This is a genomic window from Spiroplasma endosymbiont of Polydrusus pterygomalis, assembly GCF_964030635.1.
Classification (GTDB): domain Bacteria; phylum Bacillota_I; class Bacilli_A; order Mycoplasmatales; family Mycoplasmataceae; genus Spiroplasma.
In genome coordinates, this window is record NZ_OZ034909.1 from 1013179 (window position 1) to 1030490 (window position 17312).

Consider the following 17312-nt stretch of genomic DNA (forward strand, 5'->3'; position numbering starts at 1 on the left):
ATGATTTTTTTTACTTTATCAAGAGTTTTCGACAAAATTAAAGATAAAGTGTCCCAAATATATTTACAATTCAGGTTATAATAAATAGGAGGAAGTAAAACAATGAGGAAATTGCTCAGTTTTTTACAGTAGCAACTTTTTTTACTGCTTCGAGTTTTTCTCTTGTTGCCTGTGCAAAAAAAATATTATTTTGATAATAATATTTGAGTTATTACCTATGCAGGGGTTGTGACCAATGCATCATTTAATGAATCAGCATGGAATGGCACAAGTAAATATGTTGTTTCACAGCAAGACGAAGAGGTTTCGTTTTCAGAGTGAAAAACATGTCATTGACGAGTTAGTTATTTTGAACCAGCAAGTTCTCAAACACCATCTGATTTTAAAACAGCTTATGTAAATGCTCATACTGCTGGAGCAAAAACATTAATTTTATCAGGTTTTGTGCATGGTAATACAATTGGATGAGCGGCAGAAATCACAGAGAATTTAATTTATATGGATGGAAGTAGTAAAGGTATTCATTTAGGAATGGATCCGCGCAAGCCATTGGCAAAAAATATTGTTAGTATTAGTTATGAATCCAAATCATCAGGGTTTTTTTGCCGGAATTGCAACAGCAATTATGGTTAAATGTCCATCAAAACAGATATCAAAAAGGTTTAAAAATAGCTACTTATGGGGGGATGAATAATCTTGGAGTTGTTTCAAACTATATGTGAGGATTTTTAGTAGCGGCTGATATTTTTAACACAATCATCAGTGATCGTAATTTCCCAAACTTGTTTAAGATTAAAAATAGCATTTTAAAACAAGTTCATAAAATGAATCCAACAATAACAACGTTAGAAAAAATTGAAAAAGTACAAAACATTGTCAAAAATAATGAATCATGATTTTCACAATCATTTGAAGTTGGGCATGTGGTAAAGATATTTCAGATGAATTACTTTCGCGTGGGGCAAAGTATTATTTTTCCTGTTTCCGGACCACAAACGCAAAATACGATTGACTGGGTTAAATATAATATACTTCTTGCGATACTAACAAAAATAAAAAAATTACAAATTAAAAAAATTAAATTAAATTTTAAAATAAGCATTTTTAAAAATTTTAATTGCTTTTTAAGCATAAATAATCAGGTATCGCAAGAATTATAATAAATCAGCAGCTAAGGTTATTGGTGTTGATACCGAGCAATCGAAAATTTATGGCGAAGACATTATTGCCACAAGTGCGTTAAAAGAAATTGCCACTTCGACAGCGGAAGCTTTAAAGAATATTTATTCTGATAAATGTGGATATCAATCTGATAATAATATGTAAGATGATAGTAAGGTGACGCAGGAATGTTGAATTGATACTGACCAATCATCAATTCAACATCCGACTTGAATAGGAATTGAAGAAACAAAATCAATTAATGAAGATACTGTTTATTTTATTCATAATGAAACATATGATGCCAGCCGTGACACCGTGTTTGATAAAATTATTAAAGTATTGCAAGATGTTTATTCTCGTGGCATCAAAATCCTTCACAACAACATTATCAAATACGTATGAAAGCGTTGATACCTTGAAAGCTTATATTTTAAAAGCAATTGAAGCAGCTTTATAGAAGAAAGGACATAATATGGAAAACAATAATGAGTATGCAATTGAAATGAATAAGATTACCAAGTTTTTTGATGATTTAATTGCAAATGATAATATTACTTTAAAAGTTAAAAAGGGGGAAATTCATGCTTTAATTGGAGAAAATGGGGCCGGAAAATCAACATTAATGGGTATTCTATTTGGTTTGTATGAACCAACAAAAGGGGAAATTATTGTTAATGGGAAATCAGAATACATTAGTAATCCAATTAAAGCCAATCAACTAGGAATTGGTATGGTTCATCAACATTTTAAACTAGTTGATATTTTTACTGTTTTAGACAACATTGCCTTAGGATATGAACAACTAAAAGGAAATGTATTTTTAGATCGAACAAAAGAAGCCAGTGATATTGCACAAATTGCAATTAAATATAATTTACAAGTAGATTTTAATGCTAAAATTGCCAATATTTCTGTTGGAATGCAACAACGCGTTGAAATTTTGAAGATTTTATATCGAGGGGCGGATATTTTAGTTTTTGATGAGCCAACCGCTGTTTTAACTCCACAAGAAATTGAAAGTTTATTAAAAATTATGTTAGATTTAAAAAAGGACGGAAAAACTATTATTTTTATTTCCCATAAATTAGATGAAGTTAAAAAAATTGCTGATTGTGCAACTGTTATTCGCCGCGGAAAAGTTATTGAAACTTTTGATGTCCAAGCTAAGAACGAAAAAGAAATTGCTGAAGCAATGGTTGGCCGTAATTTAGTTGAAATTAAAAATTCTGGTCGAGCACCCCAACCAGAAGTATTATTGAAAATTGAAAACTTATCTGTTAAGAAAAAAGGATTAACACGCTTAATGGCGTTAGATGACTTTAATTTAACTGTTCATGCCGGAGAAGTTGTTGCAATTGCAGGAGTCGAAGGAAACGGCCAAACAGAGTTAGTTAATGTCTTAACTGGATTAGATAAGGGGACATCGGGGGAGATAATTTTTAATGACATTAATGTCACAAAGAAAAGCATTTATGAACGTTATCAAAATGGTATGTCACATATTCCAGAAGATCGTCATAAGCATGGTTTAGTTTTAGAATTTAATGTCATTGATAATGTTGTTTTACAAAATATTAATCAAAAACCATTTTCAAATTGTGGTTTATTAGATAAAGGAGCAATCCAATTATATGCTCAACAGATTATTAGTAAATATGATGTCCGTGGTGCAAATTCTGGATTTGCGGTTACCCGAAGTTTATCGGGGGGTAACCAACAAAAATTAATTATTGGTCGAGAATTATTGCGTCAACATAATATTTTAGTTGTTGTTCAACCAACGAGGGGATTAGATGTTGGTGCAATTGAATATATTCATAATAAAATTTTAAAAGAAAAAGCACAAGGGAAAGCGGTGTTATTAGTTTCATATGAACTAGAAGAAATTATGAGTTTAGCAGATCGCATTGTTGTTTTACATAATGGTCGCATTACTGGTGAGGTTGCTGGAAATAAAGTTAAACGAGAAGAAATAGGTTTAATGATGTCCGGAAGATATCAACAGAAAGGAATAAAAATTAATGCAAATACAAATTAAAAATTATGAGTGATTGTTAAATCAAAAAATAAAAATTTTCTTTCGTTCAAATGAATTTAAAACTAAAATGAATTATTTTAAAGCATCAATTTGTGCCATTATTGCTGGGGTACTTCTTAGTTTTATCATCATTGGGGCAAATGCGTCAGATCCATTATTATTTTTTAATTATGTTTTTCGATTAGCTTTTCACCCTTTATTGAAAGATCAAACATTAACTTATTGAGCAATTTATATTGTTGCGGGATTAGCAGTTGCAGTTGGTTTTAAATCGGGCCTATTTAATATTGGAGTCCCTGGCCAAATGTTGCTAGCGGGGAGTATGACAATTGTTTTAGGTTTAAAGAATCCCACAATTAGCCAAGGGACTGGGGTGGTCGGAGCCTTATTTATTTCAATACTTGTTGGAGCCGCTTTAGCCGCGATTGCGGGGACTTTAAAGGCTTATTTCAATATTCATGAAGTAGTTTCCACAATTATGTTAAATTGAATTGTTTGATATGTCATGAAGTGAATGTTTATGAATCCATCTCATGGGATGTGGAATTCAAATCATAATTCAACAATTGATATTGTAACCACTGCCCCAAAATTTAATTTAATGTTGAATGGTCAAACATGAATTATTCCGTTTATTATTGCGATGTTATTATTAGGAATAATTATTTTTATTATGAATTATACGGTCCTAGGATTTCGCATTAAAGCGGTTGGAAAATCAAAAAATGCTTCGTTATATGCTGGAACCAATGTTAAAGCGTATAATATAATTTCAATGGCCTTATCAGGAGGTTTGGCGGGTGTTTTAGGAATGTTATATTATATGACCCAATCCACCGTCTTACAATTTACCACTGATGCCTTGCCCGTTGTTGGATTTGATGCTATTGCGGTTGCCTTAGTTGCGTTTACGAATGGGGTTGCCATTTTACCAATTGCCTTATTATGGGGAATTATTAAAACAGCAGCTTTACAAGCAACCCAACTACCTGATTTTCAAATGTCAAAACAAATGGGGCAATTAATTTTTGGAATTATTATTTATATGACTGCCATTTCTGCTTTGTTTATTTACTTTAAACCAATCTTTTGATTACGCCGTTGATGAAATATTCAACATCGTCCTGAATGAAAACAAGAATATTCTGAATATCACCATCAAATTAAAAATTATCAAAAACAAATTAAAGCGACAAAGAAAGCATATCGGATTAAAATTCAAGCATTAAAAAAAGTCGGTGATAAGGAGGAAATTAAAGCCTATCGCAATGAAATTGACGATCAATTAACTTTATATGCCGGAAAAATTACCCCTTTAAAAAAAGAAATTCGTTTCTTTAAAAATTCAAAATATAAGGAAACAGCACGAATTGGCCAACGAGGAATTAAAACAAAGTATGATTTAGCAACTTTTATTGCCATTGGCTCAGCACTTGATCATTTTGTCCAATTAAGAAATGAGTATTTACTAAAAAAACAGGAAATTAGTTTTTTAAAAAACAATTACTATCAAGCAGTGCGAAAAACAAAAGGACAAGTTAAGCGAAAATTATCTCAATTTTATAATTTACCAAAAAAAGATTTATATGTTAAATTAGCGAATTTGCAAAGCCAATATGGTGATTTATTTTTAAAACAAGAAGAAGCAATTAAAAAATTGTGGAAAAGTTATTATCCAGTTTATAATGAAATTCAACAAAAATATTTAAATGATTTTAAAACGTTGCAAAAAAAAGAGGCAGTTGTTACAAAAAAATTAAATCAGGAAATTAACGCTTTAAAACGTCGTCAACAACAAGAAATGCGTCAGTTTAAAGCTAAAAATCACCAAACAAAAAAAGACCTTAAACGCCAATTAAGAATAATTAATCGCCAGGTTAAAGCGGATGTTAAGGTCCAAAAAGAAGTGATAATGTTGAAACAAAATTTACAAATACAATTAAGAGAAATGCAACAACAGTTTAATGTTGAATATAAAGCAATGCGGGAAAAACATAAAACAAATATGCCACAATGAAAAAAGGAATTAAATCAAAAATTAGTGCATATTAGAAACACTGTTTCGGAAGATAATAAAATCTTAAAAACAGAGTATCTTCGCCAAAAAAACGCTTATCAAATGATGCAAAAAGGAGGGAAAAATTAATGGAAGCAGTTTCACAATTATTTGCGAATGGTTCAGTCCTTTTTGCCGTATTATTAATTGCGGCGATGGCTGGTTTATATTCTGAACGAGCCGGAGTTGTTAATATTGCCATTGACGGGATGATGATTATTGGGGCATTAGTGTATGCTTTATTAGGAAAAGTATTATCTCAATACGGTAATGGAATGCAAATTATTGCTTTATTAGTTGCCACAATTAGTGGGGGAACTTTTTCCTTATTACATGGTTTTGCTTCAATTACTTTAAAAGCACAACAAGTAATTTCGGGAACAGCCTTAAATTTATTAGCAACTGGATTAGGATTATTTTTTGTAAGTATCCCCGCCTTAGCAGCGGGAAATATGATTCAAACCGGTTTTAGTACAATTGGAATTGATTCGTACCAAATTATTAATATTTTCCTAATTATTGCTATTGTCTTAGCCGGTTTTACCTTCGTTTTCTTACGCTTTACCAAAACGGGGATACGTTATGTTGGCTGTGGGGAAAACCCAAATGCGGTTGATGCAGCCGGAATTAATGTGATTAGAACAAGATATAAAGCCGTGATTATTTCAGGATGTTTAGCGGGACTGGCTGGTGCAATGTTTACCCATTATGTTTCAGGACAATTTCGTGGTGATGTTCAAGGACAAGGATATATTGCCTTAGCAATCATGATTTTTGGACAATGACGAATTCAATACATTACATTAGGAGCCGTTTTATTTAGTTTTTTAATTGCTTTAGCAGGAACATTATGACGCTTTGCTGGTTGAAATATTGCTGAACCATCGAATCAATTATTGAAAATTCTTCCATTTGTCTTCGCGTTGATAACAATGGTTGCTTTTTCAAAATATTCGAAAGTTCCCAAAGCATCCGGCATTCCCTTTGACAAATCCTTACGTTAAAAAACAACCATTGGTTGTTTTTTATTTTTTTGTAGTATACCACACACATTTTGGAGATTGCAAGAAAACTTCTTTAAAGGCATCCTGTACGATGAACTAGACTGCACCCAAAAAAGTAAGTATTAATAAAAAGGTTTACAAACTTTCATTTATTATATATTTTTCTTTTTGGTTTGAATATCATTTATTTCATTTTTTAACATCATTAATATATAGACTGCACCCCGTTTAGTAAGTATTAATAAAAAGGTTTACAAACTTTCATTTATTATATCTTTTTCTTTTTGGTTTGAATATCATTTATTTCATTTTTTAACATCATTAATATATTCATTATGAGATTTATAATTTTTATTATGGATTGTTCCTTTTTTAAGTAATGAATGAAAACTTTCAATAATAATGTTGTCTGCACAATGATAATTTTTACCCATTGAAATTATAATTTTGTTATCTAAACATTTACTATTATAATCTTTAGATGTATATTGATATCCGTGATCTGAATGAATTATTGTTTTATTTAGATCTTTTTTTATTTTTTTAATTGCCAAATTGTAAAGTTAAGTGCAACTAAATTATTTTTCTAACCAAATATTCGATTGGCGAAAGATAATTTAGTATTTTTCTTGGTCTTTGGTTTAAAGACAATATAAATTTATGAACTGCATTTTTAGTAGTATTTGAAAAATTAAATTTTTTAGGAAATTTTTCTCTAATTAAACCATTAGTATTTTCATTAGTACCTCTTTGTCAGGGTGAATATGCATTAGCAAAATAAATTTTCACATTTAAATTTTTTTCAAGTTGTTGTCAATTAGCAAATTCTTTACCACGATCAAATGTTATAGTCTTAACAAGATTATTTGGAAGAATTGATAAATAATGGCTAATATTTTCGTTAATAACTTTAGTAGTTCTATTTTCAACTAATATTGCTAAAGTAAATCTTGATGTTCTTTCAACTAAAGTTATTAAACATGATTTACTTTTACCTCGTGATGATACTACGGTATCACCTTCTCAATGACCAAGAGTTACGCGATTATTAACATTAGCATTTCGTTCTTTAATTGATTTAACATTAAATTTACCCCGATTTTCTTGATATTTTCGTTTCTTACCTTTTCTTCTTAAATTTTTATTAGTAACTTTTTCAAGTAATCCAGAATAAATTCAATTGTAAATTGTTTTAAAACTAATAATTCATTCTTTATGAAAATTTTTAATTCTGCCATAAATTTGTTCGGGTGATCAACCTAATAATAATTTTTGTTGTACATATTTTACTAATTCTCTATTTTTAAACTTATGAAAATAAATATGTGATTGTTTTATATTTTCTGCTTTATTTTGTGCAATTAATGAAAAATAATGATTATTATCTTTATTTCTATTAACTTCTCGAATAATAGTACTAATACTTCGATTAAGATTTTTAGATATTTCACTAATTTTTATTTTAAACTTCAATTGATTCTCAATATAAATTCTTTCATCTATGCCAAGATGTTTATATCCCATATAAAAACTCCTTGCTTTATTTTTTCTAAAATAAACTTATCATCATAAAATTTTTATATGAGATTTTTTGCAATTTTATTTACTTGCACTTACAAGTATAATTCAGCGTATATCCATCAATCAACAATACTTGATGGATATACTAAAGAAATTATTGATGTAAAATGATCAAAATTTAATAATAACAAACTTGTAATTGATAATTTAAATGCTGCAATTAATAAAATTAAAAAAATAAAAAAAGAGCTAAATAAAACAATAATTCATTCAGATCACGGATATCAATATACATCTAAAGATTATAATAGTAAATGTTTAGATAACAAAATTATAATTTCAATGGGTAAAAATTATCATTGTGCAGACAACATTATTATTGAAAGTTTTCATTCATTACTTAAAAAAGGAACAATCCATAATAAAAATTATAAATCTCATAATGAATATATTAATGATGTTAAAAAATGAAATAAATGATATTCAAACCAAAAAGAAAAAGATATAATAAATGAAAGTTTGTAAACCTTTTTATTAATACTTACTAAACGGGGTGCAGTCTAAAAATTTAGCAAGTGAAAAAAACTTGAAAATATTTGTAAAATAAAAGTTTATTTTGCTGATTCTGGTTGTCCTGGCCAAAGAGGATTAAACGAAAATAATAATGGAATTTTGAGACGAAGTTTACCAAAAGGAATAGATTTATCAATATTTTATCAAGATGACTTAAATAAAATAGCATTGAAAATAAATTCAATGCCAAGAAAATCATTAAATTATAAAAATTAATTGGATTTAATACAAAATATTCAATAAAGTGTCCCAAATATATTTACAATTCAGGAAATTTATCTTTAGCTTAATAAGCGTTTTAATTGTCGCATTTATTTTCAACTAGTTTTATTTTGAGCAAAATAGAAACCAAAATAACAACCAGAAACAATTAACGCAAATGTTATATAAACAATCATTGTTTGAACGGTCATTGAAACTTTGTTATTTGTATAACTAGCTTTGATATTAGTAAACTCCATAAAATCATAAGGAAAATAACCGGAGAATGACATATCTGGCATTGGCTTTCAACTATGTGTTGCTTTTAAAATATAACCTAGAATGGTAAATACTATGAAATATCCTAAAATCATTGCTAAACTATATCCTCATCAACGTAACATTGTTGTTTTATTATAAGTTAAATTATAATGCTTATACCAAGTAAAGTAATAAAGAACCCCTAACAATGGAATTAAAGAATGTTGTAAAAACATACTCATTCATTGGATTGGTAATCACTTTTTAAAATCGCCAGTAATCGGTAAGGAGATATTATAAAAGAATAAGGTAAAACAAATAACAACCATTGTTAATAATCCTACTTTACTATTATCATATCGTCCTTGTCCTTCTTTTAAGGTATTAAAAGAAGAATTAAGAAAAAATGCAGAAAAAATAAAGGTTGAATATGAAGTATATAATGTTAAATTACGAAAAATAACCATGAAACTAACATTAACATCTGATCAACTTTGTAATTCTTCCAATCTTGTGTCATATTTCGAAACCCAACTCTTTGGAAAAACACCATGATGTTTACATAATAATGTTAATGATAAACTAACACTAGTAAAAATAATAATTGAAATAATTGGTAAAATTCCAATAATTAATTTAAATCAAAATTGTCATCTTTTAACTAAAAGTTTAACATTATTTTTCAAAATTCAATCTTTGTTGTTATTTTGTTGTCATATCACATCGTTGTTTGTTATATTGCCCATTTTCAAGTCCTTCTTAAGAATATATCCATCATTTTATCTTTTTTTAATCAAGAAATCAATATAAATTATTGAAATGAATTTAATGGATTGCGTTGACAAAGTTGGGGAAAATAAAAAAGAAAGTTTTCAGTATAATTAAGTTTGAAAAAAATTAGAAAGAAAACTATCCTATGAATATTATAACTAGAATCCAAGAGTTTTTAAACGAAAATAATAACTCTTTTATTTATTTAATTAATGAAATTAGCCCCAATATCCCTATTATCCTATTTAAACAATGAAATTAGTTCTGAAGCTTGAATACTATTTAAAAATATTTTTGAATATATTGATAACTATATTTTTAATAAGGACTGACGCAAAGCACGTTATATTCCAAAAGGATTTTATCAACGAACTTTGGTTTTTCGTAATGGTGAAGTTACTTTTAAACGACGAAAATATATCTTAAAACCAGAATTTCAAGTGGCAAAAAAACCAAAAACGGTCTTTTTACTTGATATTCAATTAGGGATTGAAAGTTATCAGCGACTTGATTATGATTTTTCGTTAGAAATAATCAGCAAATTAGGCATAAATTTTAGTTATCAAGATATTTGTAATATGTATCGGAATTCTAACATAACAAAAAAACAATTTTTAACCTTATTAAACGGTTTGATATTAAACATTTGTTAGAACTAATGCTAGATGAACCAGATACAAAACTAAAACATGATGGGGTTATTTATATTGAAACCGATGAAGCATATCGCAATGCCATTAGTTATCAAATAAAAAAACGATTAAAAATTAAGAAAAGAATCCGTTTAACCGTCTTTCATACTAGTTATAAAGATCCTAAAACAATACGAAAAACAATGCATAATGTCAAATTTCTAGTAACAATGACTAATGAAGTTAAAAAAATTAACTCTAAAAAATAATGACAAGGAATTAAAGAATTTATTAACTTAAATTATGAATCACCCGAGACAGCTAAAATTATTGTGCTTGGTGATGGGTGCACAATATATTTCAACGGTTGAAAAACACATCAATGTTGAATTTATCATTGATCGTTTCCATGTTATTAAAAAAATTAAAGATTGTCTCCGTGGTCCACGATATTATAAACGTTATTTATTTAATAAAATTAGAAAAGCAATTCTAAAATTAAACTGAAACAAGGTTACAAAATACCTTGAATGAGCTTATCAGCTTGTTAAAACCGAAGAAGCGAAAGGAAAGTTACAAGAAATATCTAATTATTTAAGAACATACTATGGAGCAATTCAAAAATGAGAATATCAAGAAAATATTGGTTGTCGCATTGAAAGTTATATTGCTCGAATTATTAAAGTAATGTTTCGTTCAAAACCAAAAATATTTAATGAAAAAACGATTTACAAAGTAATGTTATTAAAACAATTGACATCTAATGGGATTAATCCCTTTCAAGAACTAACAGAAATTAAAAATCTTCAAGTAAAAAATGAACAAATTACTTGAAGATGAATATTTAAAAAGATGAATAATCCAGAAGTTAAACAATATAACTTACCAATATTCACCGCTTCTACATTATCAAATAATAAAACTCTTTTAAAGAAAATAGTTTATAATTATTATTAGAACTTAGACTGCACCCAAAAAAGTTTAGCAAAGACTTTTTTTCTTTACTTACTTTTTTGGGTGCAGTCTATTTTTCTTCGATTCCTTCAAACATAGTAGTTTGTTCATAAGCATCGGTATTATAATGTGGCATTGGATTACGGATTTTTTCTTTCATTTGCTCTAGTTTCACTTTTAAGTCAGCAGTTCGATCACCAAAAATATTTGTGCCACTTTTTCGTGGTTTTAATAAAAAATAAACTGTTTGAGCTGTTAGTTCTGATAATTTATTCTTGGTCTTTAAAGTTGGCGGAATAATTTCTTTATTTGTAACTGGGTCATATTTTCGAAAGTATGGTTCAATAGACTTCTTGCGATACTAACAAAAATAAAAAAATTAAATTAAACTTTAAAATAAGCATTTTTAAAAATTTTAATTGCTTTTTAAGCATAAATAATAAGATACCGCAAGAAGTCTAATCTTATCATCATCCAAAAATGATTCTTTTTCTTCAATAATATATCTCTTCGCCAATTCCGCCTTCTTCTCACTAACTTTCTGGTTAATAATATCATTAATCGAAGTTGCAAATTTATTTTCCTTCTGTTGTTTATTTGAATGACTCATATTAGTTTTAAATTCGTTAGCACCATCTAACTTTTTCCCATATAATGGTGAAATAAATTCACATATTGTTGTTAAGGGAGATTTATTCTTCTTATTATGGTTTTCAACCGTTGTTGTTTGGCCTGTTTTTTGATGTTGTTTGTTTTCGTGTTTTAAATGAGGATAAGCATCATCATGATTATAATAAGACTCTATTTTTTGGTTTTTATTTTCACCTATCATGAACCCCCTTTTTTATGTACCTATATTATAAAACATTTCTTATTTTTTAACTAGTCGATTTGAAACAATATTATGACGGCCGACTTTTGCTTGATCAACACCATTTAATTGCACCGCATCACCAATAAAACCAATATTAATTTTTGCCAACGATTCACCAATACCATAAATATCAACGGGAACATTTTCTTTTTCAAAAGCAGCAATTTTTTGAGCATTAAAACCTGAGGAAACAATAATTTTAACATGTTGATATCCCTCATGATCTAAAGCTTGTCGTAAAGCTCGAATTAAATGCTTATTAACACCATTAATTTCATCTGCCGGAAATTTACTCTCTTTTCCAACAAAATATTTATCAATTAATGCTTTTGAAGTATCAACACGAACTGCATATAAATTTGAAAACTGATGCGCTACTTGTAACGTATCGGTAACAACATCATTATTATAATCGACTAAAGCTACTAGTTTATCAGTTGGATAAAAATTTTGATACGCTTTTAATGCAACAATTAAATCACCATTAAAGGCTTGAATTAAAGCATGCGGAACAGTTCCCATTGGTTCATAATTGTCTTCTAATTTTGTTACTTGCGCAGCAGTAACAAAATTAGTTATGCCACCAATTTTAGCAGCTGCTCCATCATTTTCTTGATTATAATAATAATCACTACGGTCATTCATATATATGACTGGTTTATTGTTTGCTGCTTGTAAAACACGATGGCAGTTAGTTGCAATACTTGTTTGTCGTGCTAAAATTCCATCAATAATGCCTTCTAAATGACCAAACTGATAATAATGTCCTGTTATTTTTAAAACAGGCTCATTTGCTTGAATTAAATCACCATCTGTTAAAGCAACAATTTCTAAACTTTCTGAATTAAAAGCTTCTGTTTTTAATAACTCAACACATGCATCGACTCCGGCTAAAATAATATTTTCTTCTCGTTGATAAAATTGCATTGTTACGATATCATTCGGTTTTTCATGTTTTAAAATATTTGCTGTTTTTAAAAAATAGACTGCACTATAATATCCTGCCTTAATTTTGCCCATTATAATATTCCTTTCAAAAACTATTGCCAAGATGATATTGTTTTTCTGGTAATAACATAATTTTTTCCAATAGTAGTAACTTCTAAACCTAACTCTCGTTCAGAACAAAGCATCCCATTCGAAATAACTCCTCATAACTAACTAGGAACAATTTGCAATGTTGATGGGATAATAGCCTCAACACAAGCAACAACAACTAATTGCCCAGCATTGCAATTATCGGCACCACAAATAATTTGTTCTGTTGTTGAACCAATTTTTACTTGGCAAATACTTAGTTTATCAGAATTAGGATGTTTTTCTCGCTCAATAATTTTTCCAACAACAAATTTGCGGTTCTTCATTAATATTACCTTAATTGTAAATATATTTTTTAATTTTGTCGAAAACTTTTGATATTTTAATAAAACCCTGATTTTATTGGGTTTTATTAAAATGGAATTTTTACAAATTTCTATATTTTATAAGGGTTTTTAACTTTATCAAGAGTTTTCGACAAAATTAAAGAATATATTTGAGACACTTTGTATCATGTACGATGAACCTCCAAAAAACAACTCTTGTTAAATAAAAAGGGTTGTTTTTTTATTTGTAAACCCATAATTATTAATTAATTCAGAGAAAGGGCAGCATCTTAAATTCTTAAAATAGAAACTTTTTATCGCAACTTTTTCATTAACTTAAAGTTGTTTACACATTTATTAAATATCTTATAAATCTTTACAAAGTGTACCTTTTTTTCTCCAATTTTAAGGTGTTGTCCTTTCTCTGTTTTAGTTAATTAATTTGGCTAATAAATAAAAAAACTTAATATCAAAGAAAGGAGTAAGTAATGGAAATTAATAAGCAACAAACAATATGTGATGTTGATAATTGCTATAAATCAATATCATTCATTACCGAAGAATTTTTATCAAATAAAGTTTTATGAACTTGTGAAAAACATAAAGATTTATTAAATCGTACAAAAGATAAAAAACAAACGCGGTTTTATAAAAAATTAGAAAATTCAAAAATTATCTTTGATTGAGAAAATGGTTCTTTTAAACTTTGATTTTATAAAACAACTTAATGCAGTGTGGGACGGTTATTTTAAATAACTAAGTGCTTCCATAAGAACATGAGTTTAAGCTCATTCCCACAGCCAGCCGAGGCAAGTACTGAAATAGTGTATGAGGAAAAAAGTAAATCGACGCTGGTTTATTAGAACTAAGCGATAGTCGTGATAAGTGCAAGGTCAACATCAAACGACAATAAAGATAGAGATGGTCACTTTATAAATAAATTTGCGATAGATTTACTTCTTAGAAGTGGCAGCGGTTTAAAAACCACAAAGCCAGCACCAGGCTCTTCAAGGTGCAAGTGAATTTATTTTAAAAACTGAACTCTTTGACCTGAAATGGTGCGGAAGAAGAGATAATTCTCTGACTTTACCTCATAAAAACAACTGTCTATTATTTAATAATAAATAAATATTAAATAATATATTATCGCCACCGCTCACCCCTAGTGAAGCGGATGGCGTAGTAAATAAATAGATAAATACTTATATAACTAATTCTCGCTTTGGCACTTTCACTTGGGAGTGAGTACCAGCGAATTAAAAATAGGAGGAAATATAATGACAGAATATAAAAGTAAATATATTAATAAAACTTGAAATGAAATAACAACATCATTTGATTGAGTGAATTGTCAACCTGTTAATTGTCGTATTTCTCATCATAAAAATCATTATGATTTGCAATGTTTAGAATGAGCAAAAATGTATTTAAATTTATTTGAAGATAAATGAGATGTTATTGCTTCTTATATGCAACATTATAAAATTAACGATATTTTAGATTTAGCATCAGATGGTTGAAAAATATTACAAATTGAGAAAAAAATAAACCAAATAATTTAGGAGGTTTATATGAAAAAGTTAAATAAAATTTGTCTTAAACAAAGATATTGAGGTTATTGTTTTCATAAAGAATGCAATAAAGAAAATAAATTGAATGAATTAATGCTTAAAAGTTATCCAGTATCACAAGAAGATATTACGGATGAACATTGAGCATTAAACAATAAAAATAATTAGGAGGAATAAGAAAATGTCATATTGTATTAGTGATTACTTAAATGAAAAATGAATTAATAATAACGCATTAAAAATTAGTAATAAAGATATTATTTATGCACAAATTGATAGTCATTATGATATGAGTTGAGAATTAACTTTATATCTTAAATTTGGTAATGAAGAAAGACGTGTGGGTAATATTTCATTGCCAAAAGATTTTGATTTAAATTTAAAATGATATGAAATTGATGGGGTTAAAGATAGACTGCACCCAAAAAAGTAAGCAAAGAAAAAAAGTCTTTGCTAAACTTTTAAAGGAGGTGCATTTTTATATGGCAAGAAAAGGACAAAAATTTAATAAATATACAGCAGATTTTCGAAAAAGGATAGGACAAGAGGTTAAAAATAATAGTATAAGTTTTATTGCAAAAAAATATGCAATTAATAAAAAAACTTTTGCTTCATGGTATGAAAATTTTAAGAAAGGAATTTTAAACACCAATAAAGGTCCAAAAGAATCATTTGAAAAAAGAGATTTAAACTATTACAAAGTTAGGTATGAATTACTAAAAAAGCTTCATGACTTTTACAATTAAATAAAAGAAAAATTGTATTTTTTATCAAAGAAAACCTTAATAAATATCCACTAAATTTATTACTTGATGTAACAAATTTAAAGCGTAGTTATTGAGATAAATATAAAAATTATTCAAGTAATGGTAAGGATAGCGAATCATTAAAGAATATTGTAAAAGTCTATGAAGAAAATTTGAAACAATTTGGTTATCGTCGAATTACCAAATATTTAAAAGAAGATTATGGCATTGTTTATAATGCTAAGAAAGTATTACGAATTATGAAAGAAAATAATATTCAAGCTGAATATGTAAAGCGTATGCGTAGAAAAATATTAATAAAACAAAATAGAAATAAAAATATAATTAAATATCCTGATTTAGTAAATCGTAATTTTAATGATATTAAAGAAAGATTTTCAATTTTATTTACTGATGTAACTTATTTAATTTGAAATGGTAAAAAACATTATCAATCAACAATACTTGATGGATATACTAAAGAAATTATTGATGTAAAATGATCAAAATTTAATAATAACAAACTTGTAATTGATAATTTAAATGCTGCAATTAATAAAATTAAAAAAATAAAAAAAGATCTAAATAAAACAATAATTCATTCAGATCACGGATATCAATATACATCTAAAGATTATAATAGTAAATGTTTAGATAACAAAATTATAATTTCAATGGGTAAAAATTATCATTGTGCAGACAACATTATTATTGAAAGTTTTCATTCATTACTTAAAAAAGGAACAATCCATAATAAAAATTATAAATCTCATAATGAATATATTAATGATGTTAAAAAATGAAATAAATGATATTCAAACCAAAAAGAAAAAGATATAATAAATGAAAGTTTGTAAACCTTTTTATTAATACTTACTAAACGGGGTGCAGTCTATTGTCTACACAATGCCATTTTATTATTTTTTTCTTGTTTTCTTGTTTTAATTTTGCTTTAATTTTGTCGAAAACTCTTGATATTTTAACAAAACCTTGATTTTATTGGTTTTTTAATAAAATTTATTTCTTGCAAATATCTATATTTTATAGGGGTTTTTGACTTTATCAAGAGTTTTCGACAAAATTAAAGAAGAAAAGTGTTGCAATATAGGAAATAGTATAATACAATGTGTATGAAAGTGGGGCATAATGGCATTATTAGGAACTTACAACCATACATTAGATGATAAATGACGATTAACGATTCCCCCTTCCTAAAATGAGAGAGCAGTTTAAAGATGATAAAGTCTTTATTTCGCTTGGTTTTGATGGTTGTATTGATGTTCGTAATGAAGCCGAATGATTGAAGTGAACGGAAAAAGTTGCTTCAACCGGACAAGTCACAGCCAAAGGACGGGCTTTGACAAGAAAAATTATGTCAATGTCTGATGAAACTACTTTCGATAATGCTGGACGAATTAAAATTTCGTCTATTTTACAAAATAAAGTAAAAATTAGTAAAAATGTTGTTATTATTGGAAACAATGATCACTTAGAATTATGAAATCCAAAAATTTGAGAAGTATATATTGACCAAGCACCATCAACGGAAGAAGCGGTAAAGAATTTTGAGGAAAAAATTTAA

General features: G+C 27.7%; 22 protein-coding genes and 1 pseudogene. 17 read left to right on the forward strand and 6 right to left on the reverse strand.

The window, feature by feature from the left end:
- The first annotated feature begins 165 nt into the window (after positions 1–165).
- The 5 genes from ACQH23_RS06555 to ACQH23_RS06575 all read left to right on the forward strand — a co-directional run bounded on the left by ACQH23_RS06555 (position 166) and on the right by ACQH23_RS06575 (position 6262).
- A complete protein-coding gene (locus ACQH23_RS06555; RefSeq protein ID WP_425377703.1) occupies positions 166–633 on the forward strand; it encodes a hypothetical protein in 468 nt (155 codons plus the stop codon).
- Entirely contained in the window at positions 612–1160 is a 549-nt protein-coding gene (locus ACQH23_RS06560) for a hypothetical protein (RefSeq protein WP_425377704.1), read from the forward strand. The genes ACQH23_RS06555 and ACQH23_RS06560 overlap by 22 nt, the downstream gene beginning before the upstream one ends.
- Before the next feature lie 476 nt (positions 1161–1636).
- Positions 1637–3202 carry an ABC transporter ATP-binding protein gene (locus ACQH23_RS06565; RefSeq protein WP_425377705.1) on the forward strand — a complete coding sequence of 522 codons (1566 nt, stop codon included), beginning with the start codon at positions 1637–1639 and terminating at the stop codon, positions 3200–3202.
- Complete coding sequence (locus tag ACQH23_RS06570; RefSeq protein ID WP_425377706.1) at positions 3186–5348, forward strand: ABC transporter permease subunit; 2163 nt, start codon at positions 3186–3188, stop codon at positions 5346–5348. The genes ACQH23_RS06565 and ACQH23_RS06570 overlap by 17 nt, the downstream gene beginning before the upstream one ends.
- Positions 5348–6262 (forward strand): ABC transporter permease, encoded by a 915-nt coding sequence (locus ACQH23_RS06575; protein ID WP_425377707.1) that lies wholly within the window; start codon positions 5348–5350, stop codon positions 6260–6262. Before ACQH23_RS06570 ends, ACQH23_RS06575 begins: the two co-directional genes overlap by 1 nt.
- Positions 6263–6513: 251 nt before the next feature.
- Here ACQH23_RS06575 and ACQH23_RS06580 read toward each other — a convergent pair whose 3' ends face one another.
- Together ACQH23_RS06580 and ACQH23_RS06585 are read right to left on the reverse strand one after the other, a co-directional pair.
- A complete protein-coding gene (locus ACQH23_RS06580; RefSeq protein WP_425377708.1) occupies positions 6514–6816 on the reverse strand; it encodes a hypothetical protein in 303 nt (100 codons plus the stop codon).
- A 19-nt stretch (positions 6817–6835) separates the two neighbouring features.
- The gene (locus ACQH23_RS06585; RefSeq protein ID WP_425377709.1) at positions 6836–7786 is read right to left on the reverse strand and encodes an IS30 family transposase; all 951 of its coding nucleotides are present in this window, start codon (positions 7784–7786) and stop codon (positions 6836–6838) included.
- A gap of 57 nt (positions 7787–7843) precedes the next feature.
- On the opposite strand from ACQH23_RS06585, the gene ACQH23_RS06590 reads away from it, so the two are divergent.
- Together ACQH23_RS06590 and ACQH23_RS06595 are read left to right on the forward strand one after the other, a co-directional pair.
- A complete protein-coding gene (locus tag ACQH23_RS06590; protein WP_425377710.1) occupies positions 7844–8308 on the forward strand; it encodes a DDE-type integrase/transposase/recombinase in 465 nt (154 codons plus the stop codon).
- A gap of 39 nt (positions 8309–8347) precedes the next feature.
- A pseudogene (locus tag ACQH23_RS06595) lies at positions 8348–8572 on the forward strand (transposase); the annotation flags it as partial.
- A 95-nt stretch (positions 8573–8667) separates the two neighbouring features.
- Here the strand turns inward: ACQH23_RS06595 and ACQH23_RS06600 are convergent.
- Complete coding sequence (locus ACQH23_RS06600; protein ID WP_425377711.1) at positions 8668–9564, reverse strand: hypothetical protein; 897 nt, start codon at positions 9562–9564, stop codon at positions 8668–8670.
- A 237-nt stretch (positions 9565–9801) separates the two neighbouring features.
- Between ACQH23_RS06600 and ACQH23_RS06605 the strand changes: the two genes are divergently transcribed.
- From ACQH23_RS06605 to ACQH23_RS06615, 3 genes are read left to right on the forward strand one after another with little or no spacing between them, the layout of a single operon-like run.
- Complete coding sequence (locus ACQH23_RS06605) at positions 9802–10242, forward strand: UPF0236 family transposase-like protein (protein ID WP_425377712.1); 441 nt, start codon at positions 9802–9804, stop codon at positions 10240–10242.
- Positions 10243–10247: 5 nt separating this feature from the next.
- Positions 10248–10490, forward strand: a complete 243-nt coding sequence (locus tag ACQH23_RS06610; protein ID WP_425377713.1) for a hypothetical protein — start codon at positions 10248–10250, stop codon at positions 10488–10490.
- A gap of 34 nt (positions 10491–10524) precedes the next feature.
- On the forward strand, positions 10525–11178 hold the full coding sequence (locus tag ACQH23_RS06615) for a UPF0236 family transposase-like protein (RefSeq protein ID WP_425377714.1): 654 nt from the start codon (positions 10525–10527) through the stop codon (positions 11176–11178).
- 412 nt (positions 11179–11590) lie between these two features.
- On the opposite strand, the gene ACQH23_RS06620 is transcribed toward ACQH23_RS06615, so the two are convergent.
- The 3 genes from ACQH23_RS06620 to ACQH23_RS06630 form a co-directional block, all read right to left on the reverse strand.
- Complete coding sequence (locus ACQH23_RS06620) at positions 11591–12007, reverse strand: hypothetical protein (protein ID WP_425377715.1); 417 nt, start codon at positions 12005–12007, stop codon at positions 11591–11593.
- 39 nt (positions 12008–12046) lie between these two features.
- Positions 12047–13069 carry a nicotinate phosphoribosyltransferase gene (locus ACQH23_RS06625; RefSeq protein WP_425377716.1) on the reverse strand — a complete coding sequence of 341 codons (1023 nt, stop codon included), beginning with the start codon at positions 13067–13069 and terminating at the stop codon, positions 12047–12049.
- A gap of 137 nt (positions 13070–13206) precedes the next feature.
- Complete coding sequence (locus tag ACQH23_RS06630) at positions 13207–13413, reverse strand: hypothetical protein (protein ID WP_425377717.1); 207 nt, start codon at positions 13411–13413, stop codon at positions 13207–13209.
- Between the two features lie 488 nt (positions 13414–13901).
- Here ACQH23_RS06630 and ACQH23_RS06635 point away from each other — a divergent pair, with 488 nt between their 5' ends.
- The 7 genes from ACQH23_RS06635 to ACQH23_RS06665 all read left to right on the forward strand — a co-directional run bounded on the left by ACQH23_RS06635 (position 13902) and on the right by ACQH23_RS06665 (position 17312).
- The gene (locus ACQH23_RS06635) at positions 13902–14141 is read left to right on the forward strand and encodes a hypothetical protein (protein WP_425377718.1); all 240 of its coding nucleotides are present in this window, start codon (positions 13902–13904) and stop codon (positions 14139–14141) included.
- A 549-nt stretch (positions 14142–14690) separates the two neighbouring features.
- A complete protein-coding gene (locus ACQH23_RS06640) occupies positions 14691–14975 on the forward strand; it encodes a hypothetical protein (protein WP_425377719.1) in 285 nt (94 codons plus the stop codon).
- A 9-nt stretch (positions 14976–14984) separates the two neighbouring features.
- Positions 14985–15152 (forward strand): hypothetical protein, encoded by a 168-nt coding sequence (locus ACQH23_RS06645; RefSeq protein ID WP_425377720.1) that lies wholly within the window; start codon positions 14985–14987, stop codon positions 15150–15152.
- Between the two features lie 13 nt (positions 15153–15165).
- Complete coding sequence (locus tag ACQH23_RS06650) at positions 15166–15417, forward strand: hypothetical protein (RefSeq protein WP_425377721.1); 252 nt, start codon at positions 15166–15168, stop codon at positions 15415–15417.
- A gap of 49 nt (positions 15418–15466) precedes the next feature.
- Entirely contained in the window at positions 15467–15730 is a 264-nt protein-coding gene (locus ACQH23_RS06655; RefSeq protein WP_425377722.1) for a hypothetical protein, read from the forward strand.
- A gap of 173 nt (positions 15731–15903) precedes the next feature.
- On the forward strand, positions 15904–16587 hold the full coding sequence (locus tag ACQH23_RS06660; RefSeq protein ID WP_425377723.1) for an IS3 family transposase: 684 nt from the start codon (positions 15904–15906) through the stop codon (positions 16585–16587).
- 359 nt (positions 16588–16946) lie between these two features.
- Positions 16947–17312: a division/cell wall cluster transcriptional repressor MraZ gene (locus ACQH23_RS06665; RefSeq protein ID WP_425377724.1), complete on the forward strand. Its 366-nt coding sequence runs from the start codon at positions 16947–16949 to the stop codon at positions 17310–17312.